This window comes from Gilvimarinus algae (assembly GCF_030518215.1).
Lineage (GTDB): Bacteria > Pseudomonadota > Gammaproteobacteria > Pseudomonadales > Cellvibrionaceae > Gilvimarinus > Gilvimarinus algae.
On record NZ_JAULRT010000035.1, the window covers coordinates 1 to 26,375 of the forward strand.

Annotated in this window: 20 protein-coding genes; 12 read left to right on the forward strand and 8 right to left on the reverse strand. The window is 57.4% G+C overall.

Annotated elements, in window-relative coordinates:
* Window positions 1-458 precede the first annotated feature (458 nt).
* The 4 genes from QWI16_RS03620 to bla form a co-directional block, all read right to left on the reverse strand.
* A complete protein-coding gene (locus QWI16_RS03620; RefSeq protein WP_302711378.1) occupies window positions 459-1,061 on the reverse strand; it encodes a flavin reductase family protein in 603 nt (200 codons plus the stop codon).
* Window positions 1,062-1,223: 162 nt separating this feature from the next.
* Window positions 1,224-1,574, reverse strand: a complete 351-nt coding sequence (locus tag QWI16_RS03625; protein WP_302711379.1) for an HIT family protein — start codon at window positions 1,572-1,574, stop codon at window positions 1,224-1,226.
* A gap of 154 nt (window positions 1,575-1,728) precedes the next feature.
* The gene (locus QWI16_RS03630) at window positions 1,729-2,205 is read right to left on the reverse strand and encodes a hypothetical protein (RefSeq protein ID WP_302711380.1); all 477 of its coding nucleotides are present in this window, start codon (window positions 2,203-2,205) and stop codon (window positions 1,729-1,731) included.
* A gap of 248 nt (window positions 2,206-2,453) precedes the next feature.
* The gene (bla, locus tag QWI16_RS03635; RefSeq protein ID WP_302711381.1) at window positions 2,454-3,356 is read right to left on the reverse strand and encodes a class A beta-lactamase; all 903 of its coding nucleotides are present in this window, start codon (window positions 3,354-3,356) and stop codon (window positions 2,454-2,456) included.
* 924 nt (window positions 3,357-4,280) lie between these two features.
* On the opposite strand from bla, the gene QWI16_RS03640 reads away from it, so the two are divergent.
* From QWI16_RS03640 to QWI16_RS03675, 8 genes are all read left to right on the forward strand, one after another.
* The gene (locus QWI16_RS03640) at window positions 4,281-4,586 is read left to right on the forward strand and encodes a YdeI/OmpD-associated family protein (protein ID WP_302711382.1); all 306 of its coding nucleotides are present in this window, start codon (window positions 4,281-4,283) and stop codon (window positions 4,584-4,586) included.
* Window positions 4,587-5,038: 452 nt separating this feature from the next.
* Window positions 5,039-8,614, forward strand: coding sequence for a 3-keto-alpha-glucoside-1,2-lyase-like domain-containing protein (locus QWI16_RS03645; protein ID WP_302711384.1), 3,576 nt, complete (start codon window positions 5,039-5,041; stop codon window positions 8,612-8,614).
* Between the two features lie 180 nt (window positions 8,615-8,794).
* A complete protein-coding gene (locus QWI16_RS03650; RefSeq protein ID WP_302711385.1) occupies window positions 8,795-9,991 on the forward strand; it encodes a BamA/TamA family outer membrane protein in 1,197 nt (398 codons plus the stop codon).
* A gap of 5 nt (window positions 9,992-9,996) precedes the next feature.
* A complete protein-coding gene (locus tag QWI16_RS03655) occupies window positions 9,997-10,608 on the forward strand; it encodes a DUF1294 domain-containing protein (RefSeq protein WP_302711386.1) in 612 nt (203 codons plus the stop codon).
* 63 nt (window positions 10,609-10,671) lie between these two features.
* Complete coding sequence (locus tag QWI16_RS03660; protein ID WP_302711387.1) at window positions 10,672-11,235, forward strand: LPP20 family lipoprotein; 564 nt, start codon at window positions 10,672-10,674, stop codon at window positions 11,233-11,235.
* Between the two features lie 17 nt (window positions 11,236-11,252).
* Entirely contained in the window at window positions 11,253-12,506 is a 1,254-nt protein-coding gene (locus QWI16_RS03665; RefSeq protein WP_302711388.1) for a flagellar assembly protein T N-terminal domain-containing protein, read from the forward strand.
* A gap of 150 nt (window positions 12,507-12,656) precedes the next feature.
* A complete protein-coding gene (locus QWI16_RS03670) occupies window positions 12,657-13,853 on the forward strand; it encodes a BaiN/RdsA family NAD(P)/FAD-dependent oxidoreductase (RefSeq protein WP_302711389.1) in 1,197 nt (398 codons plus the stop codon).
* A 40-nt stretch (window positions 13,854-13,893) separates the two neighbouring features.
* The gene (locus QWI16_RS03675) at window positions 13,894-15,642 is read left to right on the forward strand and encodes a hypothetical protein (RefSeq protein WP_302711390.1); all 1,749 of its coding nucleotides are present in this window, start codon (window positions 13,894-13,896) and stop codon (window positions 15,640-15,642) included.
* Here QWI16_RS03675 and QWI16_RS03680 read toward each other — a convergent pair.
* Together QWI16_RS03680 and QWI16_RS03685 are read right to left on the reverse strand one after the other, a co-directional pair.
* Complete coding sequence (locus QWI16_RS03680; RefSeq protein ID WP_302711391.1) at window positions 15,608-17,845, reverse strand: FdhF/YdeP family oxidoreductase; 2,238 nt, start codon at window positions 17,843-17,845, stop codon at window positions 15,608-15,610. The genes QWI16_RS03675 and QWI16_RS03680 overlap by 35 nt on opposite strands.
* A gap of 436 nt (window positions 17,846-18,281) precedes the next feature.
* Complete coding sequence (locus QWI16_RS03685) at window positions 18,282-19,094, reverse strand: substrate-binding periplasmic protein (RefSeq protein WP_302711892.1); 813 nt, start codon at window positions 19,092-19,094, stop codon at window positions 18,282-18,284.
* Between the two features lie 169 nt (window positions 19,095-19,263).
* Between QWI16_RS03685 and QWI16_RS03690 the strand changes: the two genes are divergently transcribed.
* Both QWI16_RS03690 and QWI16_RS03695 read left to right on the forward strand, forming a co-directional pair.
* Window positions 19,264-19,995, forward strand: coding sequence for an SIMPL domain-containing protein (locus tag QWI16_RS03690; protein ID WP_302711392.1), 732 nt, complete (start codon window positions 19,264-19,266; stop codon window positions 19,993-19,995).
* Between the two features lie 134 nt (window positions 19,996-20,129).
* Window positions 20,130-21,101, forward strand: coding sequence for a GGDEF domain-containing protein (locus QWI16_RS03695; RefSeq protein WP_302711393.1), 972 nt, complete (start codon window positions 20,130-20,132; stop codon window positions 21,099-21,101).
* Between the two features lies 1 nt (window position 21,102).
* Here QWI16_RS03695 and fghA read toward each other — a convergent pair whose 3' ends face one another.
* Together fghA and QWI16_RS03705 are read right to left on the reverse strand one after the other, a co-directional pair.
* A complete protein-coding gene (fghA, locus tag QWI16_RS03700) occupies window positions 21,103-21,939 on the reverse strand; it encodes an S-formylglutathione hydrolase (RefSeq protein ID WP_302711394.1) in 837 nt (278 codons plus the stop codon).
* Window positions 21,936-23,075 carry an S-(hydroxymethyl)glutathione dehydrogenase/class III alcohol dehydrogenase gene (locus QWI16_RS03705; RefSeq protein ID WP_441294554.1) on the reverse strand — a complete coding sequence of 380 codons (1,140 nt, stop codon included), beginning with the start codon at window positions 23,073-23,075 and terminating at the stop codon, window positions 21,936-21,938. The genes fghA and QWI16_RS03705 overlap by 4 nt, the downstream gene beginning before the upstream one ends.
* 91 nt (window positions 23,076-23,166) lie before the next feature.
* On the opposite strand from QWI16_RS03705, the gene QWI16_RS03710 reads away from it, so the two are divergent.
* Both QWI16_RS03710 and QWI16_RS03715 read left to right on the forward strand, forming a co-directional pair.
* Window positions 23,167-24,051, forward strand: coding sequence for a LysR family transcriptional regulator (locus tag QWI16_RS03710; RefSeq protein ID WP_302711396.1), 885 nt, complete (start codon window positions 23,167-23,169; stop codon window positions 24,049-24,051).
* A gap of 178 nt (window positions 24,052-24,229) precedes the next feature.
* The gene (locus QWI16_RS03715; protein ID WP_302711397.1) at window positions 24,230-26,356 is read left to right on the forward strand and encodes a methyl-accepting chemotaxis protein; all 2,127 of its coding nucleotides are present in this window, start codon (window positions 24,230-24,232) and stop codon (window positions 26,354-26,356) included.
* Window positions 26,357-26,375: the final 19 nt, after the last annotated feature.

The window sequence follows — 26,375 nt, forward strand, 5'->3', positions numbered from 1 at the left end:
TCGGCAATAAATGTAAGTTTCTGGTTCATAGGCGTTGTCTCTTTCCAAGGCATAGGCACCTCCACATGGCAGTGCCTATCAGTTTAAAAACTGTTACCTATGTATGTAGACAAAGGTGTAACCTATGAATGGGTACGTACACCCCGGTTCACGGCCCGTCGGGCTCCCTCCTTCCGGCCAATTTTTGAGGGCCGTATCGACGCGCCTCGGCCCAGGCCGCCCTCTCTTGCTGTGCAATTCACCTTGTCCCTTGCGCGGCGATACTTGCGTGAGCGTCCTGCTCACTTACCCACAAAAATAGGCCTCCATTCGGCTCGTTCTCAGGGGAAATGGGTGCCGGACTCTAGCTTCTTTTTCTTTCTCGAGAAAATTGGGGCACGATGATTTTTCCATTTATTTTCATCTCCCCCACTTATGCGTATGAATTGTAAGGCCTGCCCCTCATCTACGTTAGATGATCACGGCCTGGGCATTTCCAACAAGCTCGTGGTCAAACTATAAAAATCAGCACCCATCTTGCCCACACTATCAAGCTTCCCTTGATTGATTTTCATGCCCTCCAGGATAGAGTCATCTATATAGATGTGAGATACGTTCATAAGCACAACACTACCACCCGAAGGAAGACTGCTAATTCTAAGCACTTCACGAAGGTTGCATTCGTATCTAACAGGAGCTTCTTTCACAGACAACGGCTTTACAGAATGGCTCATACAATACTCAATATCTGCGAATTCAAATTCACTCTGGCTTGCCGGAAGCGACGCGCAAGATAGATTCATTTTCTCGAGTAACTTTTCATTAACCACATGAATCACACACTCCTTCGTTTCTAATATATTCGCCAATGTATTCTTATCTCCACCTTCCATAGGGTTTACCTGAGAAAACCACAGTACAGGTGGGCTACAGCTTGCAACATTGAAAAATGAATACGGGGCAATGTTAGCGACTCCATTCTTACTTAATGTGCTAATCCACGCTATTGGTCTCGGTGTGACTCCTCCAACAAGAAAGCGATATATTTCCTGGGAGCTAAGTGATTCGACATCAAAAAACATATTTTAAGTACCAAATTCAAAGAATTACTACGATCTCACTTCGAAAATAATATTCCCCACTAAAACCGGACACTGGTTGAAGCGCACATATGCGAATATTGATCTTCATAGGCTCTTGGAGTCTTGTAGCCCTGCGAGCTTTATCTTCAGTGGCTGTGTTTGTTAGCCATTTTGGACTTCAGCCAGAATCTTTTTCTGGGTCAAATCAAGATCCTTAAGACTAGCTGGCTTGGCTCTCTCCGGATTTAGCTCGTTCCCGGAGTATACAGGGACCAAGTGAACATGGGCATGATCGACACCGAAGCCCTCAACAGCTATGCCAACTTTCGGCGCGCCAAACGCGTTCTTCAACCCACGGCGAAGATGTTTTACAGCTTGCCATAACTCGTGATAGCGCTCATCAGTTAGCTCATCAATATCCGGCACCTGCTCGTAGGGAATGACAAGTAGGTGGCCGGGGTTAATCGGGCAAATATCAAGAATGGCTATGATGCGATTCGAGTTCCAAACCACATGAGCCTATTCTTCCATCCGAATAATTTTAGTGAAAATGGAATCCATAATATTGGCTAACGCTTAAGCTCATCCGCACTTCACGCAGACCGCCTGAAGCGGCAGCCTAAGGTGGACTGGGTCAACTGCGGGCGCGGCGCATTGTTAGGCGGCATTACCTGACTGATCTCAGACAACGATTATCTTCTTTGTAATCTGGACGCCTAAACTGCCGAATTGCTTTTGCGTTATAAGCCTCAACCTTTGACAGCGGAATCCCGCGCCCTTCTCGGCTAGAGACAAGTTCGACGATTCTTTCGAAAACCTCACTGGAGAGCGAGAACATACCGTCACTTGATTGTATCCAGTGATCCCCTATATAAACTGTGCTTTCTCCAGATCGACTCAGCATCCTCAACTCATACATCGGGCTGGACAAACCAACCTCATCTTCCTTCGCCCCGCTAAGGCCATCCGCAATCAGCGCGCGCAGCTCGTAGAACGCACAAAAATGTGCGTAGACAATTCCCTCCGATTCGTTGAGCACGACTATCCTTTGGGCAGTTGAGGCCTCGTCAATGCTGTTCGACCTTGCCGTGCCCACAGCCAAATAGAGAAGTATCGAGATCATTATCAGGGATAGATGCTTCATTCATCACCTCTTCAGTACCAATACGCATCCGTAGAGTCTAAACGTACAGCCTCGCTAAGTCGGGTTGCCGTGATATGTGTCTATCGCATATTCGTACTTTTCTTAAGTCAATTTGGTAACTTGGCCGTCTAACGCCCGCATTTTAGGCTGGGTTAGAGCGCAGCAGCCACAACGTAAAGCCGTCGCCCTGATGGCGTTTTTTTAGGCATTTTTTCGAGTTTAGAATCACCGAAAAGTTAATTTGTTCACTAACTTACAGCCCATTCGGCAGCAATCTTCCCCACTTCAGCAAGCACAGCTTCATGCCTCGCCTCTACCTTTTCTGTGTATTCACCGCTGTCAAAATACGCTGCAATGATAATTGGGTTCTTGCCGGGCGGAAAAGTGATAGCGACGTCATTGCACTTGTTGGTCGTCCCCTCGTCGCGCCCAGTACCAGTCTTGTTCCCAGTACGCCATTCAATGGGGAGGCCGGCTCGTAGCCGCCTCGCACCGGTGGTTGTATTTCGCGTCCACCCCAGAAGTCGTTCGCGCGAATTGTTTCTTAAAATATCGCCCGTCAGAATTCCGCTGACAAGTTGTGCATAAGCGAGAGGTGAGGTGGTGTCGCGTGTATCGGCGGAGAGAACCAAACCAAGATCCGGCTCATAGCGATCAAGGCGGGTCACCGTATCGCCCATTTCCCGGAACTTCACGGTGACCGCTTTCGGGCCACCTAGGCGCTTAACCAAAAGATTGGCGGCAACACCATCACTCATTTCTTGAGCCGCCTGCGCCAGAGTGGCGATACTCAGACCGCCCTTGCCGAGATTTTTACGGGTAACTGGCGCCCAAGGAAGAAGATCTGTTTCTGAATACTGCAATATCTCCTCTAGGTTCAAGCGCCCGTTGTCTGATTCGCGCAGACATACGGCAACCATTGCTAGTTTGAATGTTGAGCACATAGCAAAGCGTTCCTCGATGCGGTTGCCGCTGATTTCGCCTGTGACTGTGTCAAGAAAACAAACGCCGAGGCGCGCGTGACCCACTTCTAAAGCCCGAAGCCGCTCGGCAGCATCGAAGCGACGCTTAGCGGGTTTTGCCGCAGCAGGCACGGACAGCAGTGAGCTAACCGCTATAGATGTAATCAAAAAGTCACGTCTTTTTAGCATCGCTTGATCCTATTTTGGCTAATTATTTTCCATGCTATCTGGGGAACTTGGAGCGCTAACGTCGCCAACATTCGCGACTTTTTTGTGAAGGCAAAGCCGTAGCGAAAAAGTTGTCGCAATGCTTGGCCTTGTTATTTGCGGGCACGGAATATAAAGCACTTCTGAGAATACGAAGAAGCTGCATTAACCCGTGAACGGAACTGGAGGAAACGCGGAACGAAGAGAGTATTGATGACTCTTTCTTTACCTTAAGACTAAGTGCCTGTCCCCTGATGCAAACCACGGACTTGCACAGTGGCAGGCACTTAGTCTTAAGGTCTAAAACAGAGTAATAGGCTGTCAATTCCATTTCCAATATTTTTTCCGAATGTCGATTAGCACACTTATACTGTTTTTATATACAGCATTATTAAATTCTTGTGCTAAGCTTACTTTACCCACCGCGTTTCATCTGGCAAATAACCTTTGTATATCGCGCATGCGCAATATCAATCCTTGAAAATGCCTCAGGAATATAGCGCAAGCTTTTGACTTTTCAGCTATTTAATCGGTATTTAAGTTCTGGGAAGGGGAAGCAAAGCGTGCGTGCGCATTATCTCGCGCACGGCGGTCTTGTTATCTAACCTTCCGATCTGGTTAAGCGTTTGACTATAAACGTTTTTTTGTATATTGAAAACTGTAAAGCGTGCGCGCCCATCGGGCAAAGCGCGCGCCTTGAGCCACGCCATCTTAATATACCTGTACAAACACTCAGTTCAAAAATGATATCTTATGCGCCAGAAGGGCCATTTATTAAGCGAAGTAAAAGACGTCCGTGATGGTGCACAGCGCTTAGCCATTGGACAAAAGAATGATCGATAGCGTTAAATTCAAAGCAGCGAACATTTTCTTTCGCTGAAAACCCAACAATACAGGATTCAGTGTATGACGACATTATCGGGCGGCCTTGTACACCAAGTACCCGCAGACTTGGCCGACGCCCTAACCGAGTCAGAACACACCAGAGACCTTTGGGAAAGCCTGACACCTATTGGCCGGAATGAGTTTATCTGCTGGATAGAAGACGCCAAGCAGGAGAAGACTCGGGTAAAGCGTATTCACCGCGCCATGGAAGAGCTGCTTGAAGGAAAGAAAAGGCCGTGCTGCTGGCCTGGCTGCATTCACCGCACCGACAAAAAGCCTGGCAAATGGCAACAGGATGTATTGATCGACAAAAAGCCCAGAAAATAAAAGATGACTCATATGGAAGATGAGACTGGCGGATGACCATCAGCTCAAGCCTTGGCAAGCGAGCAATCGCAACCTCCCCTAGGCGGAATTTAACATCGATGAACTATGGCGCATTAAAGGCAACTGTCCCGCTCAGGAGGCGTATAAGAAACTCGGTGTTGTCGCATCAAACCTGGAAAGAATGTTTACCCAACTGACAGGCAATCGATTGTACGAATGTCTCTACGCCAAAACTCCCTAGCCAATTACAAAGGCAGAAGGTAATTTCTGCCGGCGCATTCATTGTGAAAAGCGGCTCTTAATTGGAAGCATCCACCACAACCCCCACCATCAAGAAACGTTAATTCACCTTTTCGCGTTTATGAAAACGTATTCAATGCCTCCGCATCCCTCGTCCGCTGTGGCAAACTGAGTCTATTATCAGAGCACACCAATAATAACCGGAGAGACTCATGCAACCGACTTTTCGCCGCACGGCCCTGGCGGCCTTGCTGGCCGCAGGCCCACTGCTGAGCGCCTGCCAGCCAGAGCAACCCTCTGACCAAACTCAGGTGACCAGCCCCTCGATGACGGGTGAGATGATCGCCTTTCGCTCGGTGCTGGACGACAAGCCGCGCGTATTAACACTGCGCCTCGGCGATGACTTAAGTGCCGCTTACGATACCGCGGCCGGTACGCTGTACAAGGTATGGGACGGCCAGGTGGCGTTTTCCGGCGCGGTCTACGATCAAAAGCACGGGCCGCAACCGGCAACGCCGGGGCGCGATTACCTGCGCAGTGAAACCGCTAAATGGCAAGGCGGCATCCGCTATCTCGGCCACCGTTTAAATGGCGATACGCCGGTACTGCTCTACGGCAATGACACCCTCAGCATTGAAGAAACCCCGAGTTATGAGTGGCAGGGCGAGACGGCGGTATTCACCCGCCGCTTTCACGTGAAAGGCGGCAGCGCGGCGCTGAGCGCTCTTGAGCTGCCGGAGCAATACAACGTGAGCGGCAGCGGCGCGATCAGTGGCGATACCCTGACGCTGAACGAGGGCGAGACGACGCTGACGCTCCACTACCCGCCGCTGCCCGAGCAGCGCGACGCCGAGCCTGAGGCCGCCGCTCTGCACCCCGGTGAAGCGCAAATCGCAGGCAGCGACTGCGCGGCCTGCCACAACGCTGAGGTGAAAACCGTCGGCCCGTCTTACCAGGCCATTGCCCAGCGCTACGCCAATGAGGCCGATGCCGCCGCCATGCTCGCGCAAAAAATCATTGATGGCGGCGCGGGTAACTGGGGCCAGGTGCCCATGTCGCCGCACCCGAATCTGGCGCAGGAAGATGCTTCGGCCATGGCCGAGTATATTCTTTCACTAAAACCCGCCGCCCCGGCAGCGGCCACCGGTGAAGGCCCCATGGCGCAACCGGCGGTGGCGGTGAACCTGAAAGACGAAACGCCCCTGCTGGATGAGAACACCCCGGGCGCGCTGTTTTACCTGCATTACTTTTCCGGCGACCAGCCCAATGTTGAGGTGCTGCGCACCACACCGCCGGCGCTGGGCGCACTCAGTAGGCAAATTCATTTGCCCAGCATTGATGCCTTTGAGCCGATCAAAGAGCGCTTCGCCTATCAGGTGAAAACGAATTTAAAACTGGATAAACCCCTGACCACCACCTTGCGGCTGGTGAGCGACGACGGCTCCTATTTGTACCTGAACGGCGAGCTGGCCATTAACCACTGGGGCTTTCACGGCCCCGACCCCAAGGATACCGAGATCTCCCTCGAAGCTGGGCTACACCCGCTGGAGATTATTTTCTTCCAGGGCACCTCGGGTGCGGCGCTGTCACTGCAATGGAAAAATCCGCAAACCGGCGAGTTTGAACTGGTGCCCGAGTCCATGCTGCTGGCCACCCCCAATGACGTGCGAACCGTAGAACCCGTAGTCACCGACCCGGACATTGTGAAAACCGTGCCGGGGGATCAGCGCGAAGTGGCCGGTGTTCATCCCTCGTTTGATGTGCACCAGGCGCGCCCCGAGGCCTTTGAGCCCATGGTGGGCGGGCTGGACTTTTTGCCCGACGGCCGGCTGGTGGTTTCCACCTGGGACCCGGAGGGCTCGGTGTACATTGTCTCCAACTGGGAGGCGCCCGCCGAACAGATTGAGGTCAAGCGCATTGCCCGCGGCCTGGCCGAACCGCTCGGTGTAAAAGTGGTGGACGGCGACATTTACGTGCTGCAAAAACAGGAGCTGACCCGGCTGGTGGATTTGAACGGCGATGAAATCATCGACGAGTACCGCCTGCTCGCCAACGACTGGTCGGCAACAGCCAACTTTCACGAGTTTGCCTTTGGCCTGGAGTACCGGGACGGGTATTTTTACGGTGCCCTGGCCACCGCGATTTTACCGGGCGGCGCCAGCGCCGATCCGCAGGCACCGGATCGCGGCCACGCGTTTAAAGTGCACAAAGACACGGGCGAGGTCAGCATGGTGGCCTCGGGCCTGCGCACCCCCAACGGCATTGGCTTTGGCATTGACGGCGAACTGTTTATCGCCGATAACCAGGGCGACTGGCTGCCCTCCAGCAAAATCATTGAGCTGACCGAGGGCGCCTGGTACGGCTCGCGCTCGGTGGATTTTGAGGGCACCGCCAACCTAACCGAAACCCTGCCGGTGGTCTGGCTACCGCAGGATGAAATTGGCAACTCACCGGCCGAGCCGGCGCCGCTGAACATCGGCCCTTATCAAAACCAGATGATTCACGGCGAGGTCACCCACGGTGGTATCAAGCGGGTGTTTGCCGAGCGCATTAACGGCCGCCTGCAGGGCGCGGTGTTTCGTTTTACCCAGGGGCTGGAAGCCGGTGTCAATCGCCTGGAATGGGCGCCGGATGGCTCGCTGATCGTGGGCGGTGTGGGCAACCCGGGTAACTGGGCCCACGCCGGCGGCAAGTGGTACGGCCTGCAGCGGCTGAGCTACAACGGCGAAACCACCTTTGAAATGCTCAGCGTCAGCGCCCGCAGCGACGGCTTTGAAATCACCTTTACGGAGCCTGTGAAAGCGGGGCAGAACATTACCGCCGAAGACTTTGAAATTGTTCAGTGGCGCTATGAACCCACCGGCGAATACGGCGGCCCCAAGCTCGATAAAGGTCCGCTTGAGGTGGAGACCTTTTCGCTCTCGCCCGATCGCACGCGCGCCCAGTTTAAGCTGGCCGGGCTCAAAGAAAATCACATGGTGTATTTTCGTATCAAGCGTCCCTTTGTCAGCGCCAGCGACCAGGAGCTGTGGACCACCGAGGCCTGGTACACCCTCAATGCCCTGCCCACCGATAAGCCGGTGAGCATTAATGAAGACTACTCGGTGAGCCACAATGCCCTGACGCCGGCGGAACAGGCAGACGGCTGGCAACTGTTGTTTGACGGCGAAAGCCTGGCGGGGCTTCGCAACTACAACTTTGACAATAATAGCCTGGGCGAGCGTTGGGTGGTGGATGAAGGCACCCTGCACCTGCAGGGCCGCAACCCCGATGAGGACGGCTGGACCACGCCCGGCGGTGGCGATGTGGTGATTACCCCCGAGGCGGTAGAGAATTTTGAGCTGCGCCTGGAGTGGAAAGTCGCCGACAAAGGCAACAGCGGGATTATCTACAACGTCAAAGAAAAGCCCGAACTTGAGCACGCCTATTTAAGCGGGCCCGAGTATCAGCTGCTGGATAACCCCGGCCACCCGGACGGCAAGATTGAAAAGCACCGCGCCGGCGATTTGTACGACCTGATCAAAGCCAAGTTTGTCACCGTCTTGCCGGCGGGTGAGTGGAATCGCACGCGTCTGGTGGTGAACAACGGCCATGTCGAGCACTGGCTCAACGGCTACCGGCTGGTGAGCACTGAAATGTTCACCCCCGAGTGGGATGCGCTGGTCGCCGCCAGTAAATTCGGGGACTGGAACAGCTTTGCGAAAACACCGGGCGGGCAAATTGTATTGCAGGACCACGGCGACAAAGTCTGGTTTCGCAACATCAAACTCAAAACCCTGCCACAGTAAGCCAAAAGCGTCTGGCTCACCCTCTACCCATGAAACGTCCCGGAAGGTGTCTTCCGGGACGTTTATTCCGCCAAAATCGACAATTGCTCTCTTTACAGGTTCGGGCGCTAGACAAAGTGCTACCTGATTGGCGCACTATCCGCTAGGCTAATCTGACAGCGAACAGCATAGGGATTGAGCATGCGGCTACCCACCTTTTATGGAATCGGCGCCCTGGCGCTGGCAACGGCCAGTTACTCGCCGGCCAGCTGGGCCATCAACGACCTGTTTATCGACCCGGAAGACGGCATGCTCGATGCGAGCGCCTACCTGAGCCAAAAAATGCTCGGGTTTCTGCCGGTGCCTATGGTCATTACCGAGCCGGCCGTGGGAAACGGGTTGGGTGTGTTCGGGGTGTTCTTTCACGAGTCAGAGGCGCAGAAAAGCGGCACCAAGACCGTTGGCGTTATCCCCGAAAACATCACCATTGCCGGCGGCTTTGGCACAGAAAACGGTAGTAAGTTTGGCGGCTTGGGCCATATGGGCTTCTGGCGCAACGACACCGTCCGTTACAAAGGCGGGCTGGGTTACCCGGATATGAATCTGGATTTCTACCGAATTGGCAATCAACCGCTGAGCGAACCCGTGCAGTTAAACGTCAGCGGCCCGGCCGTGCTGCAGAAGCTCTCGTTCAGGCTCGGCCAGAGCGCCTGGTTTATCGGCGCCTACCAAACCTACCAGAAAATGAAAACGCGCCTCGCCAATGAGGTGGACATCACCCGCCTGCCGAGCGATGAATTAAACGAGCATTTGGAGCAGTTTATACAGAACCGCTTTAACATCAGCGAAACCACCTCGGGCCTGGGGCTGGTGCTGGAGTACGACTCGCGCGACAACCCCATGAATCCCGAAGCGGGCTTTAACTACCGCGCCCGCGCCGTCAGTTTTGACGATGCCATCGGCAGCGACCTGGAGTTTACCCAGTACCAGCTCACCGGCCTCAACTACTGGATTCTCAGCGACACCTTTAACCTCGGGCTAAGGCTCGATTACCAGGGCGTTGAGCCGCGCGGCGGCAAGCCGCTGCCACCCTACGCCCTGCCCGGCGTCAATCTGCGGGGCATTGCCAAGGCCCGCTATCAGGACCAGCAGGTCGCCATCACCGAACTGGAGGCCACCTATAAAATTACGCCCCGGTGGCACGTTAAAGGCTTTACCGGCGCCGGTTTTACCGCGCCGTCGTGGAGCGAGCTGACCGACTCAGCCGAGCAAGTAGAGAGCTACGGCGCGGGTTTGCGCTACCTGCTGGCGCGGCGCTACGGCTTTACCATGGGGCTGGATGTCGCCCGCGGCCCGGAAGAAACCGCCTACTACATTCAGGCCGGCTCGAACTGGTAATGGCCGTGGGTAAAACAGACCATTTGGGCACCTTGGTGCAGTGGAACGACGAGCGCGGTTTTGGCTTTCTCGACCCGGGCACCGGCCCGCGCGTCTTTGCGCATATTGGTGAGTTCAAGGCTGCCGGGCGTCCGCGCACGGGCCAGCGCTATCGCTACACCCGCGAGGTAACCGGCGAGGGCAAGATCCGCGCGGCCAACATTCGCGCCACTGGCTTTCAGCTGCCCCGAGCCTGGTTCGCCGGCTTGATCTGCCTGAGCGCCATCGCGGCTGTGTTCAGCCTGGCCGAAGCCGCTCTTGCCAACGCCTACAGCGGTTGGTGGTATCTGACGGTAAGCGGCCTGAGCTTTGCCATCTTTGCTCTGGATAAGTACAAAGCCACCCGCGACTACTCGCGTATCAGCGAAGCGCAGCTACTGCTGTTGACCTTGGCGGGCGGCTGGCCCGGCGCGCTCTTGGCGCGTCATCTGTTTCGCCATAAAACCCGCAAACAACCCTTCCGCACCCTTTTCTGGTTGTGCGTTATTGCCAACACGGCACTCTTTTCGCTGTTGTTTACCCTCCCCGGCGAACAGCTGCTTAACGATCTGCTGGCCCACCTGGCAAACAGCACCTAAATAATCCCCAACACTGGCCGATACCGCCTTATACCCAAGAAGATTTCAATAAGGATCGCCAGAATGACAACAAACCTTTTCAGGAGCCTGGCCGCGCTCGCCCTGGGCGCCATGCTCGCGGGCTGCGAAATCATAGAGTGCCGTATCTGCGGCGCCGGTGAGCGCGTGGTTTACACCGAGGTAGAGCCGGTCACCATCACTGTCACTGGCTACGGCGCCCTGGACCCGGCGCTGGCGGCCAACCTGGCACAGCAGAAACTCATGGCCCTGCGCGCCTCGGAAGTGGAGGCCTACCGGAGCCTCGCCGAGCGCGTCAAAGGCGTAGAGATTTCGGCCAACTCGCAAGTGAGCGACTTCTTGACCGACGCCGACCGCATGAGCGCTTTGGTGGATGCCTACGTACTCAGGCGCTCGCGCATCAGCTCCCAGGGCTATAACGCCGAGGGCTACTACGAGACCACCCTGTCGCTGACCCTCAACGAGCACTTTTTGCGCGAGCCGGTACAGACCATGGAAGCCTATGTCTACAAACCGGCGCGGGACAAATACCACACGGACCACCGCGAGGTCGTCCGCACGCATTCCACCACCGAAGTCCACTACGACACCGGCGTTCATACACACTGAGCCCAGAGGTGAGCCCTATGAACTGGTCAAAGATCGCAACACTACTCGCCACCGCCGCACTGATGAGTGCGGCCGGGCTGGCCAGCGCCGCCACCGTGATTGCCGAGGGTAAAAGCGCCCTGGGCGACGACCTGTCCGGCGCGCGCCAGCAAGCCATTGCCGATGCTGCGCGCACCGCGCTCCTGCAAGCCGGGGTAAAGGTAAACAGCTCAACGCTGGTGGTGAACGCCACCGAGGTGGACGATCAGATTCATGTCAGTACCAATGGCCATATCGATGCCATAGAAGTGATTGATGAGCGCAAGCGCGAGGGCATCTACAGCGTGACCATTCGGGCGCAGATCAACCCCGAGAGCGCGGCCCAGTGCCCCGCCCACCGCTATCAAAAATCCATGCTGGTCACTGCCTTTCATATGCAGCGCCCGGCCAGCACCCGGGTGGGTGAGCTCAACAACGCAGAGGGCGCCCTGGCGCTCACCATGGCCGAGCGCCTCTACCCGGAGTACAACCTGCAGGTCCAGAGTCAACCCGAGCTGGTGCTTGCCAGCGACACGCGCCTGTTGAGCAACCACTACGAGCTGTTTAACGCCGTGCAGCAGGTGGCCAGCCAGTACCAGACCCAGTACGTGATGACCGGCTACATCGAAGACATGTCCATGGTCGATGCCCACGGCTACTACCGCAGCAATTCCCTGGGCCGCGCCTCCAACCGTGTGGCCAGTGCGGTGAAGGGCTGGGTGGGCGCCGAGGGCGGTGACATACGCGAGCGGCACTTTCGCTTTCGCCTGATGCTGCACGACGGGGTCACCGGCTCGCGAATCTTCGACAAATCCTATGCCACCCAGGGACTGTGGACGGCCGATTACACGGCGCGTACCGGCTTTGCCACGCCCGAGTTCTGGCAGACCGACTACGGCCATAAAGCCAGCAAGCTGATCGACGAGGCGGTGGCCGACATCGGCCAGAAGGCTCTGTGCCAGCCCTTTATGGCCCCTTTGAAAATTTCCGCCCGCGATCGCAGCGTCTATGTGCTGGCCGGGGCCAATAACGGGGTCAATGTGGGTGACAGCTTCAGCGTCTACGCCGAGGGCGAAGCGCCCTTTGCCAATATACCCGCCTACGGCACCATGGCCCTGGCACCCACCGCTTACAAAAAGCTCGACGCCACCCAGGTGACCCTGAACATCACCCAGACTTATCCGGGCTACAGCATCGGCACCTTTGACGCCCCCCTGCAGCCGCACTTGCGGTATCTGGCCGTCGCCGATTGACCCCTGCCAGCAATCATTCACCCGGCAAGGAAGATTGTCGGGTGAAGCGACGCTCTGACATACAGCGAACTTCTCGGACTGGACACTAGTGCAGTATCATGCGCGCTTTTGCGGGCAAGACGCGCCGCCCACTGAGGTTTCCCTGCCGGTATGCAAAACTACGACTGTGTGATTATCGGCGCCGGCGCCGCCGGTTTGATGTGCGCCGCCACCGCCGGGCAGCGCGGCCGCAAAGTGGTGGTGCTTGATCACGCTAACAAAGTCGGCAAAAAAATTCTAATGTCCGGCGGCGGGCGCTGCAACTTCACCAACTATGAAATAGAACCCGGCAACTACCTGTCGGCCAACCCGCACTTTTGCAAATCGGCACTGTCGCGCTACACCCAGTGGGATTTTATTGCTCTGGTGGAAAAGCACGGTCTGGCCTATCACGAAAAAACCCTCGGCCAGCTGTTTTGCGATCACAAAGCCAAAGACCTGCTGAATATTTTACTGGCCGAATGCGAGAGCGCCGGCGCCGAGATTCGCACCCACTGCGACATACTGAGTATTGAACGCCATCCGGACACCGGCCTCTACACACTGACCACCGGCCTCGGTGTTTATCAATGCCAATCCCTGGTGGTGGCCACCGGCGGGCTGTCCATTCCCACCATGGGCGCCACGGGCTTTGGCTACGACATCGCCAAACAATTCGGCCTGAAAGTCACCCGGCGCGACGCCGCGCTGGTGCCTTTTACGTTTAAGGGCCCGTGGCTGGCACTGGCACAATCGCTCGCCGGTGTTGCCCTGGCCGCGCGCGTTACCTGTAACGGCCAGAGCTTTGCCGAGGCCTTGCTGTTTACCCACAAGGGCATCAGCGGGCCCGCCGCACTGCAAATATCCAATTACTGGTACCCCGGCGACAGCATCAGCGTGGATTGGCTACCACAGCTTAAGATCGACGAGCAGCTGGCGCGCTGGCGATCCGCCGCCAGCAAAGCGCAGCCGGTCACACTGTTAGCGGAGCATTTGCCCAAACGCTTTATCACCGCCTGGCTCGATCACTTTGGGTTGGCGCACCTGAAAGAAAAGCCCCTGGCAGACTGGCGCAATGAGGACATCGGCCAAGTGGCCGATACGCTGCACCGCTGGCCTATGCAACCGACCGGCACAGAGGGCTACCGCACCGCTGAGGTCACCCGCGGCGGTATCGACACCGATGGTGTCTCCTCAAAAACCTTTGAAGCGAAAAACACACCGGGGCTGTATTTTATCGGCGAGGTACTGGACGTGACTGGCTGGCTTGGGGGGTACAACTTTCAGTGGGCCTGGGCCAGTGGGTATTGCGCCGGAGAATATGTATAGTAGCCTCCGATAAATAACGGGTAACTCTAAGAGGTAGGCCTTGGCCAACGACACTTCCAACCTGCGCTGGCTTGCACAGCTCGCCAAGCGTTTGATTCAGGCCACACCGGTGCGCTCGGCCCTTGCCACCGGCGCCACCTTGGTCAGCCAGGGCGCCCTGATGGTGGGCATGCTCCTGCCCATCAAGGTGATTATGCTGCTGGGCATGGATGCTGTGCCGAGCTATATGCCAGCGCCGCTGGAGCAGATGGCTTTGAACACGCTTATATTGTTGCTCAGTGGCCTCGCGGTGGTGTTCTACGGCATCTACAGCCTGGGAGAACGAGTGGCCAATATCGCCGTTGACTCATCGGCTGCGGATATGGTCCGTCAGGCGGGCAAGGTGGTGCTCTTTGAAAATCAAAATCACATGGCCGCCAACGGCTACAAAAAAGTGGTTAACTCCCTGGCAGGCATTTTATTTGCCTTGGCGGTTCTGGCGCTGCTCGGTCTCATTTACCCCGAGCTGAGCTTGGCGCTGATCGTCTTTACCCTGCTCTGTATTCCTTTTGCCCATGGAAAATACCGGCAGAGCATCAAGCAGGCCAACCCGCAACTGTTTAACCAGACGCTGAACCATCTGGGCAATATCAGCTTTTTGCTGACTTTTGCAGTGGCGATTGTCGATCACCTCTACTCGGTGGCGCCCTCGGTGCTGTTTATTATCGTCGCCCTGATTCTCTCACGGCAGGCCTCATCAAAAATCGCCACCAGCATGATGGATTTGGCCGAAGTGCTGCGCCTTAGAGACAAACTCTCCGCCCTGTTTTTTCAGGAACATTTGCTGAGCATACCGCCGGCCACCGACAGCTCCGGTATCTGGGCCGAACTTTCGCCGCAAGAGCTGCCCCACTGGGTGAGTGAAGTGATTCAGCAGGCCGGCCACACAAACCTGAACGCCGATAACCTGCGCATCGACTGGCTGCAGTCAACCATTCCCAATGTGTTTGTGTTCAGAGCCAGCGACCTGGCCAGTGAGGATGCCTGGATCATTAAAATCTACGACACCAGCCGCACCTCCCTGGCGCTGCATGAGACCAGCTTGCTGAGCTCGCCCAATGCCGCCGCCCTGCCGGCACCGAGATTGGTGCACAGCACGGTGCTCAATGGCTACCAGGTGCATCTTTTGGCGCTGCCCAAGGCGGCCACCGCGATGGAGGACCGGCTGAAGCTCGGCTATGGCATCAACCAGATTGGTATCGCTTTGTGTTTCTGGACACCGCCACAAGAGCTCGTCACCGCCTACTGCCGCTCCCGCCCGCTGCTCTGGCAAAAACTGCAAAACGACTTTCTGGACACACTCACGATTACCGCCAACACCGAGCAGCGCCAGTTGATTGCAAAGCTCAACCGCGCTCTGCCGGAGATACGCACGTTGCTGTCCAAGCTGCCTTTGGTGATCACCAACCCGTCGCTCAACTACCACACGATCGTGCAGATGAGTGAGCACACGTTTCTCGCGCTCCAGTGGGGGCAGTGGGGGCTGGATGTGCTGGGGTCAAACTTCCCGCCCAACGACGGCGGCATCAAAAACGTGTGTCGGGCCGTAGAGAAGCTTCACGAGGATAAGCCCGAGGTTAATCTCAGTGCAGCCAAGCTCGCCTGCTGGCTGGCCGGTATCGAGGGCTGCCAAAGCGGGCAGCGCTTTCTCGACGCCCTGGATATGCTGCCGGGCATCGAGACCTGCCTGGAGGAGTTAGGGCTGATCGACTCCTCTAGGCCCGAATCAAATCCACCGGCACAGACTTAAAGGCGGGGGTTTTACTGCGTGGATCATGATCGGTGCCAATCAGGACATTGGCCTCGGGGTAATAGGCCATCAGACTGCCGGCGGGCAGGTCAAACGGATAGACCTTTAAACCCTCCATGATCCCGTGGGCCGAGCGCAGCGTCGCCTTGTCACCTTTCGCCAGATTCAAGCGCTGGCAGTCCGCATAGGGCACCAGCACGCACCAGCGCTCTTCGGTGCCGCGATAGCTGTCCGACTCTTCATAGATGATCGAGTTAAACTGACCCTCGCTGCGGATACTCGCCAGGGTGTAGGGGTAGCGGGCGTCGGAGGCTTGGCGTCTTGCCGCGTAAGCCTGAAACCTTGCCTTGCCGCTCGCGCGGGCAAATTCGGGGCGATGCAGGAGCCGCCTGGCAACGGTAAATTCCCCGCCCTCAGCATCGATGGCCGCCAGCTCCGCCATGCCCGGCACGCTCTCGGCAATGGCTTGGCGCACGGCCTTGTGGGACTTAAAACGGGCAAAATCCACAGGGGCATCGGTCAACAGGCGACTGCCCAGCTCGGCCAGAATGGCCACTTCGGAGCGCACATTCCCCAGGCGATAGACGCCGCCATCGCTCAGGCGCACATAGTTGAACATGGACTCCTGAGTGGTTGGCTGCGGCTCCTCGTCACGGGCAGCCAACGGCAGTATCAGAGCCTCGCTGTTTTCCATGCCCATCACATGACCGCGGTTGAGCGTGGTGGTCAGGTAGAGCTTGAAGCCCACGGCATCCAGCGCGCGGCGGGCAAAGTCAGAGTCGGGTGTGGCCGAAAAGAGGTTGCCGCCCATCAGCAAGGCCGCATCCATCTCGCCGCGCTCGGCGGCGTTCAGGCAGGCGAGGGTATCCATGCCCTTGGCGCGGGGCAACGACCTGCCCATTTGCGTTTCCAGCGCCTGGAGAACATCATCGGCCAATACGGGTTTTACCCCGATGGTGCCAATGCCTTGCACATTGCTGTGACCGCGCAGTGGCAAAAGGCCGGCGCCCGGCTTGCCCACCATGCCGCGCAGCAGAGCCAGGTTGGCAATGGCCTCCACATTCTCCACCCCGTTTAAGTGGTGGGTGATGCCCATGCCCCAGGCAAACACCGTATTCTCGGAACGGGCGTAGTCGGCAGCCAGCGCCTCAATGTCGCCCTGCGAAATCAAGCAAGCGGCGGTGATTTCTTCCCAACCAAGACTCCCAATATCGGCGATGTAGGCTTCAAAACCCTCGGTGTGCTCGGCGATAAACGCATCATCAATAGCGCCGCTGGCCAGCAGCGCCTTGCCGATCCCCTTGAGCAGCGCCAGATCCGAGCCTATGGCCGGCTGCAGATAGCGCGAGGCAATCCAGGTGCCGCCCTTGAGCATGGAGCTGGCGCTTTTGGGCACGGCAAAGCGCACCAGGCCGGGCTCTTTTGCCGGGTTAATCACAATCACCTGGCCGCCGCGGTCGCGGCAGTTTTTCAGCTGATGGACAAAGCGCGGGTGGTTCGAGGCCGGATTGGCGCCTATCACAAAAATGGTGTCCGCCAGCGCCAGATCGTCCAGGCCAATAGTGGCTGTGCCTGTGCCGATGACGTTGGTCAGCCCGACGCCGGTGGCCTGGTGGCAGTAGTAAGAGCAGTTATTGACGTTATTGGTGCCGAACAGGCGCGCCAGCAATTGCAGAACAAAACCCGCCTCGTTGGAGGAGCGGCCGGAGGAGTAAAAAAAACTGCGCTCGGGCGCGGTGGCGGCGAAGCGTTTAACCGCCAGATGGATCGCCTCATCCCAGCCCATCACTTGGTAGCGATCACTGCCGGCGGGTTTGTACAGGGGCGTATTCAGACGGCCCAGGTGTTCAAGCTCGTGGGCGCTCAGCTCGTTAAACTCGGCCAGGGTATGGTCAAACAGCGCCTCGGGTATAGGCGGCTGGATGTCGGTAGATTGCGCCTGGATGCTTTTGTTGCACACCGAGGGGAATTCATCCAACTCATTGGTCATGCCGCCGCGCTGTCCGCCCATACCCAGCCCACAGGCTTTGCAGGCGTTGCGGCTTTTCAGGGCTTTGGCAGAATTGAGCAAGCCGATGCGGTGCAGGGTTTTGAGGGTATAGAGCACTTTTTTCGGACCGCCGCCAACAATGTTAACGGTGCCATGCTCGGCGTCGGTGTTGGTGTTGGTGTTGGTGTTGGTGTCGGCTTTTGAATCGATCATCGTCTATACCTGCAAACAATTGCCCCAGCTAGGGCCTGCTAACACTCATTGAATCCGCCTGCTGGAAGCCAGTTTTGCTTTTAGCCAAGCGCCGTGAGCGAAGTTTGGTCATTCCAAAAAAGCGAAAGCGCGCCCCATGAGGGCAGCGAGTGTTTTAGGTCTCGGCAACAACGCTGGGGGTAAACTGGCTCCAGCCCTTCGGGTTGCGCCTAAAAATTCGCCACTGGGCGTCGCCTGCATGGATGCAGGTGAGGCGCGAGAGCAGGAGGCGTTAAGCTTTGCTCGTCGTTCATTTGGAATCACCAAACTACTCTCCTCGCGCCTTGTTTGGCAATTTTTTAGGCGCAACAGGCTGTATTCAATGAATGCAACAGACCCTAAAACGAGCACCCGGCACTTGCAATACGTCAGTTAACCTACAAGGGTTGCAGCCTGCTTAGTGCGGCATGGGACTGGGCTGCCAATCGGTCAGGTTGTAGTGGGCGAGGATATCGTGCAGCTCGCCGCTTTGACGCAGGCGGCGCGTCTGTTCGGACAGGATGCGGGCGTATTTGTCAGAGTTCTCCCGCGCACTGGAAAAGGCGATATAAATTTTGCTGAATTCGTCGGTGTTTTCCACCAGGCCGGCGAGCACCAGGGCATTTTCTTCACCGCTTTGTCTGAGCGCGTAACGCATGACCTGCTCATCTTCAAGCAGGGCATCCAGACGGCCGCGTTTGAGCATACTGATACCGCGGCTGAGCGGTTCATCGCCAAACAGCAAGGTGACGCCCGCAGCGTTGTCTGGGTGGTTCAGATAGCGCTCAACAGCAGGGCCGTAGCTGTAGCCGCCCGTGGCGCCAAGGCGCACTTGCTTGAGAGAATCGACCCCCGCGTACTGCCAGGCGCGGCCTTGCAAGGCCCAAATGCCGTTGCGCATTCTCGCCTGCTCGATATCCGGGAAGACAAAACCGCGCGCTTCAATCACCGAGGCGCCGATCACGGCATCGTAGCTGCCATGAGCCGTGGCCTGCAGGGCGCGCAGCCAGGGCAGGGTGAGATAGACTACTTCAATGCCCTCGGCGGCAAAGGCGCGCTGGGCAATCTCCACCATAAATCCGGGGCGCTCCGCAGCCGGATCGCAGTTATAGGGGCACCACTGATCCGCCACCAGGGTGATGGTCTCGGCGCGAACACAAGCGGTCAACAGCAAAACGCCAAGAACGGCTGACCCATTGGTTCGAATCCATCCCAAGATCGCGAGAAACACGTTGCTCAAGCTGGCCCTCCTTGTGCGAAATTGTTAATCCAGCGCCGCTCGTTATAGCACAATGCTATTGTAGAGTTCACTATTTGCTCGGCTTTGAGTGCGGGAACTAATCCCGCTACTCGCCGTCTCGATGGTATCCGATGTTCAACGATTCAGAGGTATGAACCCTATGAAGAAAATTCTGTTCGCGCTTTCTGCACTGGCGCTGTTTAGCTGCCACCAACTGGCCTTTGGCGCTGCCATGCCGGAGTTTCCCTACATCACAGTGACCGGCGAGGCCGAGATGGAGGTTGCGCCCAATACGGTCACTGTCGACTTTCAGGTGATGGAGTTTCACAAGGACGCCGCCCAGGCCATGGATACCGTGGCCGAGCGCGGCAAGGCGGTGATCGAGCTGGCCAAGGCGCAGGGGCTTACCCACGAGGATATTGAATCCTACGCGGTGGACAAACAGGTACGGCGCGACCGCCAGCACATGGGCGGCACCATGGAGATCATCGGCTACGAGGTCACGCAGCGCTTTCGCTTTGAAATAGACGGGCTCGACAGCTATCAGGCGATCATTACCGAGCTGCTGCGCATGCCCAACACCTCAGGCATAAACGCCAGCTTTGATGTGCTCGAGCGCGAATCATTGATGCGCGAGCTGACCGCGCAGGCCGGCCGCGATGCCCGCAGCCGCGCCGAGAATCTGGCCTCCGGCTTGGACGTGAAGATCAAGTCAGTGTACGCCATTTCCGAAGATCAGGGCTTTGAAAACCCCATGGCCAAGTTTGGTGTGCAGGAGCAGGCGTTTGGACGGGTCAGTGCAGCCGATGCGGGCCCCGCCTTTGACCTCTTTGCCCCTCAGACCATTACCCTGAATAAACGCATCAGCGTGATCTTTAAAATCACGCCTTAAACCATATCTGCTGCGTACGGCGCAAAGCCGTGCGCAGCGTCTGCTTCATTAGCCTCTTCCGCTAGCCGCTCACCGAATTGACTGCTATGTTCTCATTAGGTGCACACGCACCGACCCACCGGGAACGACGGTTTATGATTAAAACACTGCGTGAGGATTTCCGGCTGGCGATGGCCATCTTGCTGTCGAGCTGCGCGATTCTCGCCATTGCGCCGCTGGCCATTGTCCGCGCACTTACCGGCGAGTGGCTGCTAGCCGCACTGGATACGGCCATTGTGCTGGGCATGGGGCTGATTCTCTACACCACCTTGCGCCGCGGGCGCTCGACGGCGGCCAACCTTGCCAGCGCCGGCTTTTACACCCTGGCGGCCCTGGGCATGACCTACCTCAACCCCCAGCCGATGATCTACTGGGTGTACCCGGTTGCGGTGGCCAATTTTTTTGTTCTGTCTCTGCGTCAGGCCATCGCCATCAATGTGCTGATTATGCTGGCGCTCACCCCGCTTGCCGGCCACTTTGCCCAGCAGCTGGAGTTTGTGGATATGCTGGTTTCATTGGCCCTGGTCTGTGCCTTTGCCGGGGTTTTTTCCTGGAAAACCGAAGACCAACGCCAGCAACTGGAAAACCTTGCCCACATCGATCCGCTCACCGGCATCGGTAACCGGCGCAAACTGTTTTCCAGTCTCGATTCGCAAAAAGGCAAGTTGCAGCAAAGCTCAAACGCGGCGGTGTTGCTGATGGACATCGACCACTTTAAAGCGATTAACGACCAGCTCGGTCACGAGGCTGGAGACAACACACTGCAAACACTCACGGTATTACTACAGGGGCGGCTGCGCGCTGGCAGTGACGAGGTGTTTCGCTACGGTGGCGAAGAGTTTCTGATCCTGCTGAACAACACTGACCTCCAAGGCGCCTGCAACGTGGCGGAGCACTTGCGGCTGACCATCGAAGAACAGCTGGAGGTAACCGCATCCTTTGGCTGCGCTGCCTACCAGCACGGCGAAAGTTGGGATGAGTGGATTGCCAGGGCCGACCAAGCGCTCTATGAGGCCAAGCGTGCAGGCCGCAACTGTGTGCGGCCAGCGTTCAACACCACTGGGTAAATCAGAAGTGTTCCGCGTGAAAGCGCAGATGCTCTTCAATAAAAGTGGCGATAAAAAAGTAGCTGTGGTCGTAGCCCGGCTGCATACGCAGATCCAGTGGGTAACCGCTGCTCTGGGCGGCTTGTTGCAGCGCCTGGGGCATCAGCTGGTCCGTGAGAAAATTATCGCTCTCGCCCTGATCCACCAACACCGGTATCTTCCCGCCGCGCGCCATAAGCACACTGGCGTCGTGCTCCTGCCAAGCGTCTTTATCGTCGCCGAGATAAGCGCCAAAGGCTTTTTGCCCCCAGGGGCAATTCACCGGATTGCTGATTGGACTAAACGCTGAAATAGAGCTGTAGCGGCCAGGGTTTTTCAAGCCGATGGTGAGCGCGCCGTGCCCCCCCATGGAGTGACCACTGATCGCCCTTTGCCCGGTCACCGGGAAGTACTGCTCAATCAGCGATGGCAGTTCACTGACGATGTAGTCGTACATCTGATAGTGCCGCGCCCAGGGCTCTTCGGTGGCGTTCACGTAAAAGCCCGCGCCCAACCCTAAATCGTAAGCGCCATTTTCATCGTCTGCCACACCCTCGCCGCGCGGGCTGGTGTCCGGTGCCACCAGCGCCACCCCCAACTCGGCGGCAATGCGCTGGGCACCGGCTTTTTGCATAAAGTTCTCGTCGGTGCAGGTCAGGCCCGAGAGCCAGTAAACCACAGGCACGCTCTTGCCTTCCGAGACCACCGGCGGCAGGTAAACCGCAAACTGCATTTTGCAGTTCAGCAGATCGGACTCGTGTGCGTAGCGCTTGTGCCAGCCGCCGAAACACTTGTTGCTGCTGACCGATTCAATGCTCATGCCGACTCCTGTTGAAAGTGAATCACGCTGCGGATGCTCTCGCCTGAGTGCATTAAATCAAAGGCCTTGTTGATGTCGTCGAGACCCATGGTGTGGGTGATAAAATCATCCAGTTTGAACTTGCCTGCCAGGTAATCCTCGACAATGCCCGGCAGTTGCGAGCGGCCTTTCACACCGCCAAAGGCCGTGCCGCGCCAGACCCGGCCGGTGACCAACTGGAAGGGACGGGTGCTGATTTCCTGGCCCGAGCCGGCCACACCAATAATCACAGATTCTCCCCAGCCTTTGTGACAGCACTCCAGCGCCGAACGCATGACATTGACATTGCCGATGCACTCGAAGGAATAGTCAACACCGCCATCGGTGAGTTCGACAATCACTTCCTGAATGGGTTTGTCGTAGTCTTGGGGGTTGATGCAGTCGGTCGCGCCCAGCTTTTTCGCCAGCTCAAATTTGCGCTCGTTAATGTCGATCGCAAGAATTCGCCCGGCGCCGGCCATGGTGGCACCGATGATCGCCGACAGGCCAATACCGCCGAGGCCAAAAATCGCCACTGTGGCCCCCTCTTCTACCTTCGCGGTATTGAGCACCGCGCCCATACCGGTGGTAACGCCGCAACCGAGCAGGCACACCTCTTCCAGTGGCGCGGACTTGTTGACCTTGGCCAGAGCAATCTCCGGCAGCACGGTGTACTCCGAAAACGTGGAGCAGCCCATGTAGTGATAGATTGGCTGGCCGTCTTTGTAGAAACGGGTGGTGCCATCGGGCATCAGGCCTTTGCCTTGGGTTTCGCGAATTTGCTGGCAGAGGTTGGTTTTACCCGAGAGACAAAACTTACACTCGCCGCACTCGGGCGTGTAGAGCGGAATCACATGGTCACCCACCTGAACACTGGTGACCCCTTCGCCCACTTGCTCGACAATGCCGCCGCCCTCGTGCCCGAGAATGGCCGGCCAGTTGCCCTCCGGATCGTCGCCCGAAAGGGTGAAGGCATCGGTATGGCAGACACCGCTGGCCACCACCCGCACCAACACTTCGCCGGCCTGGGGCGGCATCACATCCACCACTTCAATACTCAGGGGTTTGCCGGGGCCCCAGGCCACGGCTGCTCGGGATTTGATCATGACGGACTCCATTGCTGTTCATTCGACAGCGGCCATTGTAATTATCACCCCAGGGTTAATAATATGGCTCCAAGGTAAAACATTTTTTCATACAGGTAACAATATGGTGGACTGGGAGGGCATTAACGAGTTTGTCGCCGTGAGCGAGACCGGCAGCTTTACCGCCGCCGCCCACCGGCTGGGCTTGTCTATTGCGCACGTCAGCCGCCGTATCAAGGCCCGCGAAAGCCGCATGAATACGCGCCTGCTGCACCGCACCACCCGCAAGGTCACGCTAACCGAAGAGGGGCAGATGTTTTACCAGCACTGCCGCCAGATTCTCGATGCCCTGGCGAGCGCTGAAAACACCCTGGCCGATTTGCAGGCCAGCCCCTCGGGTATCTTGCGCATTACCGCTCCGGTGTCCTTTGGGGAAAAATACATCGCGCCTTTGATCAATGACTTTGCCCTGCAGCATCCGAGACTGACGCTCGACCTGCGCCTCAATAACCGCCGCCTGGATTTGATGGACGAGGGCCTTGATCTGGCGATTCGCCTTGGGCCACTGGAGGACAGCCGACTGATTGCCCGGCAGCTGGCCGAGAGAATCCCCATCGTCTGCGCCGCCCCGAGCTACCTCGCCCATTTCGGCCAACCCCACACCCTGGGCGAGCTGAGCCACCACAATTGCCTGCTCGGCACCTTGGACTACTGGCGTTTCCGCGAGGGCGAGAAATCGCGCACCATTCGCGTCCACGGCAGTTTGCGCTGTAACAATGGCCCCAGCTTGCTCGACGCCGCCCGCAAGGGTCTGGGCTTGGTTCAGCTGCCCGATTACTATGTGCGCGACGACATCGCCGAGCGCCGCCTGATTCCGGTACTGGAAGCCTACACACCCGAGCGCGAAGGTATCTGGGCGCTCTACCCGCCGACCCGCCGACTCTCCCCCAAGGTTCGCCTGCTGGTGCATCATCTGGAAGAGCAGCTGCCCCGCGCCTGCACGCAGTGACGTCTCGGGGCCGAAGGCTGACCACCTATTGCAGCGATATTGCACCGAAATGTTGCAAAATGAATGAATCCTAAAAGAAATGCCGCTTTTCCCGATAACTCTTTGGCATCGTAATAAACCTGGCGAAAAACTCACCTATACTCAGGGGTGATGAACGCCTGCAGACGGGAAACCCGCCATGTTCCGAACCCTCAAAGCCAAACTCCTCGGCGTTATTGCCGCCGCTTTTATCCTCTTGCTGGCGGTACTGGTCACCCAGCTGACCCTCAAGCTCGGCGACATGAAAGATCAACTGGTGGGGCAAACCCAATCCACCATGGAATCGGAAGTCCTGGGCCGGCTCGAGAGCGAGGCGGCCAGCCTTGGCCATGAAGTATCCGGCTACCTCAACAGTCTTTTCAGGGTCTCCAATGGCCTGGCGCAATCGCTGGCCTGGAGCGCGGGCAGCGAAGCGGCGCGTCTGAGCCGCACACAAGTCAATGAACTGATCCGCACTACACTCGCCAGCCACAAAGACATCAGCGCCCTCTACGCCCAGTTTGAAGCGGGCGCCTACGACGGCGCCGACCAGAGCCTGTTGGGGACCGAAGCCATTCACACCGTGGCCAACTCCGGCGCTCTGGAAATCTACTGGGTGCGCAACAGCAGCGGGCAGCTCGAGCAGGAGCGGGTGGAGGACTCCACCGAAAAGTATCTGGACGAGCGCGGCGAGTTCGGTCAGCGTGAGGCCGAGTGGTTTCTCTGCTCAAAGGACAAAAAAGCCCCCTGTATTCTCGAGCCCTACTTTTATGAAATCCGCGAGGGTTACAGCGAGCTGATGACCAGCCTCACCAGCCCCATTGTCACCAATGGCGAGTTTCGCGGAGTGGTGGGCATTGACGTCAACTTGCCGGTGATTCAAAAGCTGATCGACAACTTGCAAAGCGAGCTCTACCACGGCCGCAGCCGCGTCACCTTGCTCAGCGACATCGGCCTGATTGTCGGCTCCAGCGAATACACCGGCGAACTGACCCGCCCGCTGAAAGAGGCCCGCGACACCTACGGCGGACAACTGACCTCTTTGCACGAGCGCAGCGACCGCACCTGGCTCAACGGTGGTGTTTATTTCGTGGCCTACCCCATGACCATTGAAGCGTCCAACACCACCTGGTCGCTACTGCTGGAGCTGCCGGAAGAAGTGGTGCTGGCATCGACCAGTGCGCTGACGCAAACCGTGGACGACAACATCGCCACCATGCTGCGTACCGAGATCATCACCGCACTGGTGGCGACGATTGCGGTGATGTTTGTTTTGCTGCTGCTGGTGCAATCCATCGTCCGCCCGATTCGCCAGTTGGACGAGCGGGTTCACAATCTCGCCAGCCGCGATGGAGATTTGAGCAAGGGAATTGAAATACACACCCACGCGGAGTTGATGTCGCTGAGCGAGGGCTTTAATGACTTTATCGCCAAGTTGCGTCATATGGTGATCGAGCTCAAGCACATAGGCACCAATGCGCGCGAGTCCGCCGCCACTATCAAATCCGTCAACGCCCGCGCCGCCCAGGCGACCTCCGAACAACAGCGGGAAATTGACAGTGTGGTGACCGCCACCAACGAGATGTCGCAAACCGCCGCCAGCGTCTCGCAGCTGGCCGCGCAGGTATCAGACAATGCCACCAGCTCTCTCGATACCGTGATTCAATCGCGCGAGGCACTGTCCGGCTCAGTGCAACAAGTCGGCAAGCTCACCGAGGAAATGCTGGAGGCGAGCAATAGCATTCGCGAGGTGGCAACGCGTACCGAAGACATTAACCGGATTCTAGATGTCATTCGCGCCATTGCCGAGCAAACCAACCTGCTCGCGCTCAATGCCGCCATCGAAGCGGCCCGCGCCGGAGAACAGGGTCGGGGGTTTGCCGTGGTGGCGGACGAAGTGCGCAATCTTGCCAGCAAAACCCAAAACAGCACCGATGAGATCAACGAATTGATCTCAAGCCTGAAAGCGGGTGTCGATCGCTCGGTGGCGGTGATTGCCAGCAGCACCGAAAAAGCCGAAGACACCAAACTCAATACTCAATCCTCTTTTGAGTCTCTGTCGACGGTGGTGTCCGATGTCAATGCGATTGCCGATAACATCACCCAGGTCGCCACTGCCGCCGAAGAGCAAAGTGCCGTGAGCGAAGAGATTAGCCGCAACCTGACCATCATCGGCGATGCCGCCAGCCGCCTGGCGGATATGGCCCACGAGTCGGATGCCGCCGGTCTGGAGCTGGAAAATATTATGCTGCGGCTGGACGAGCAACTCGCCTCGCTGAAGACCTGACGCACAAACCGATGGTCCT

Excerpts from the sequence above, each read along its gene's own strand:
- fghA (WP_302711394.1), bottom strand. The coding sequence starts at position 21,939 with ATGAGCATTGAATCGGTCAGCAGCAACAAGTGTTTCGGCGGCTGGCAC.
- QWI16_RS03680 (WP_302711391.1), bottom strand. The coding sequence starts at position 17,845 with ATGATCGATTCAAAAGCCGACACCAACACCAACACCAACACCAACACC.
- QWI16_RS03670 (WP_302711389.1), top strand. The coding sequence starts at position 12,657 with ATGCAAAACTACGACTGTGTGATTATCGGCGCCGGCGCCGCCGGTTTG.
- QWI16_RS03665 (WP_302711388.1), top strand. The coding sequence starts at position 11,253 with ATGAACTGGTCAAAGATCGCAACACTACTCGCCACCGCCGCACTGATG.
- QWI16_RS03630 (WP_302711380.1), bottom strand. The coding sequence starts at position 2,205 with ATGAAGCATCTATCCCTGATAATGATCTCGATACTTCTCTATTTGGCT.
- QWI16_RS03710 (WP_302711396.1), top strand. The coding sequence starts at position 23,167 with ATGGTGGACTGGGAGGGCATTAACGAGTTTGTCGCCGTGAGCGAGACC.
- QWI16_RS03705 (WP_441294554.1), bottom strand. The coding sequence starts at position 23,075 with ATGGAGTCCGTCATGATCAAATCCCGAGCAGCCGTGGCCTGGGGCCCC.
- QWI16_RS03650 (WP_302711385.1), top strand. The coding sequence starts at position 8,795 with ATGCGGCTACCCACCTTTTATGGAATCGGCGCCCTGGCGCTGGCAACG.
- QWI16_RS03695 (WP_302711393.1), top strand. The coding sequence starts at position 20,130 with ATGATTAAAACACTGCGTGAGGATTTCCGGCTGGCGATGGCCATCTTG.
- QWI16_RS03620 (WP_302711378.1), bottom strand. The coding sequence starts at position 1,061 with ATGTTTTTTGATGTCGAATCACTTAGCTCCCAGGAAATATATCGCTTT.
- QWI16_RS03660 (WP_302711387.1), top strand. The coding sequence starts at position 10,672 with ATGACAACAAACCTTTTCAGGAGCCTGGCCGCGCTCGCCCTGGGCGCC.
- bla (WP_302711381.1), bottom strand. The coding sequence starts at position 3,356 with ATGCTAAAAAGACGTGACTTTTTGATTACATCTATAGCGGTTAGCTCA.
- QWI16_RS03715 (WP_302711397.1), top strand. The coding sequence starts at position 24,230 with ATGTTCCGAACCCTCAAAGCCAAACTCCTCGGCGTTATTGCCGCCGCT.
- QWI16_RS03690 (WP_302711392.1), top strand. The coding sequence starts at position 19,264 with ATGAAGAAAATTCTGTTCGCGCTTTCTGCACTGGCGCTGTTTAGCTGC.
- QWI16_RS03645 (WP_302711384.1), top strand. The coding sequence starts at position 5,039 with ATGCAACCGACTTTTCGCCGCACGGCCCTGGCGGCCTTGCTGGCCGCA.
- QWI16_RS03640 (WP_302711382.1), top strand. The coding sequence starts at position 4,281 with ATGACGACATTATCGGGCGGCCTTGTACACCAAGTACCCGCAGACTTG.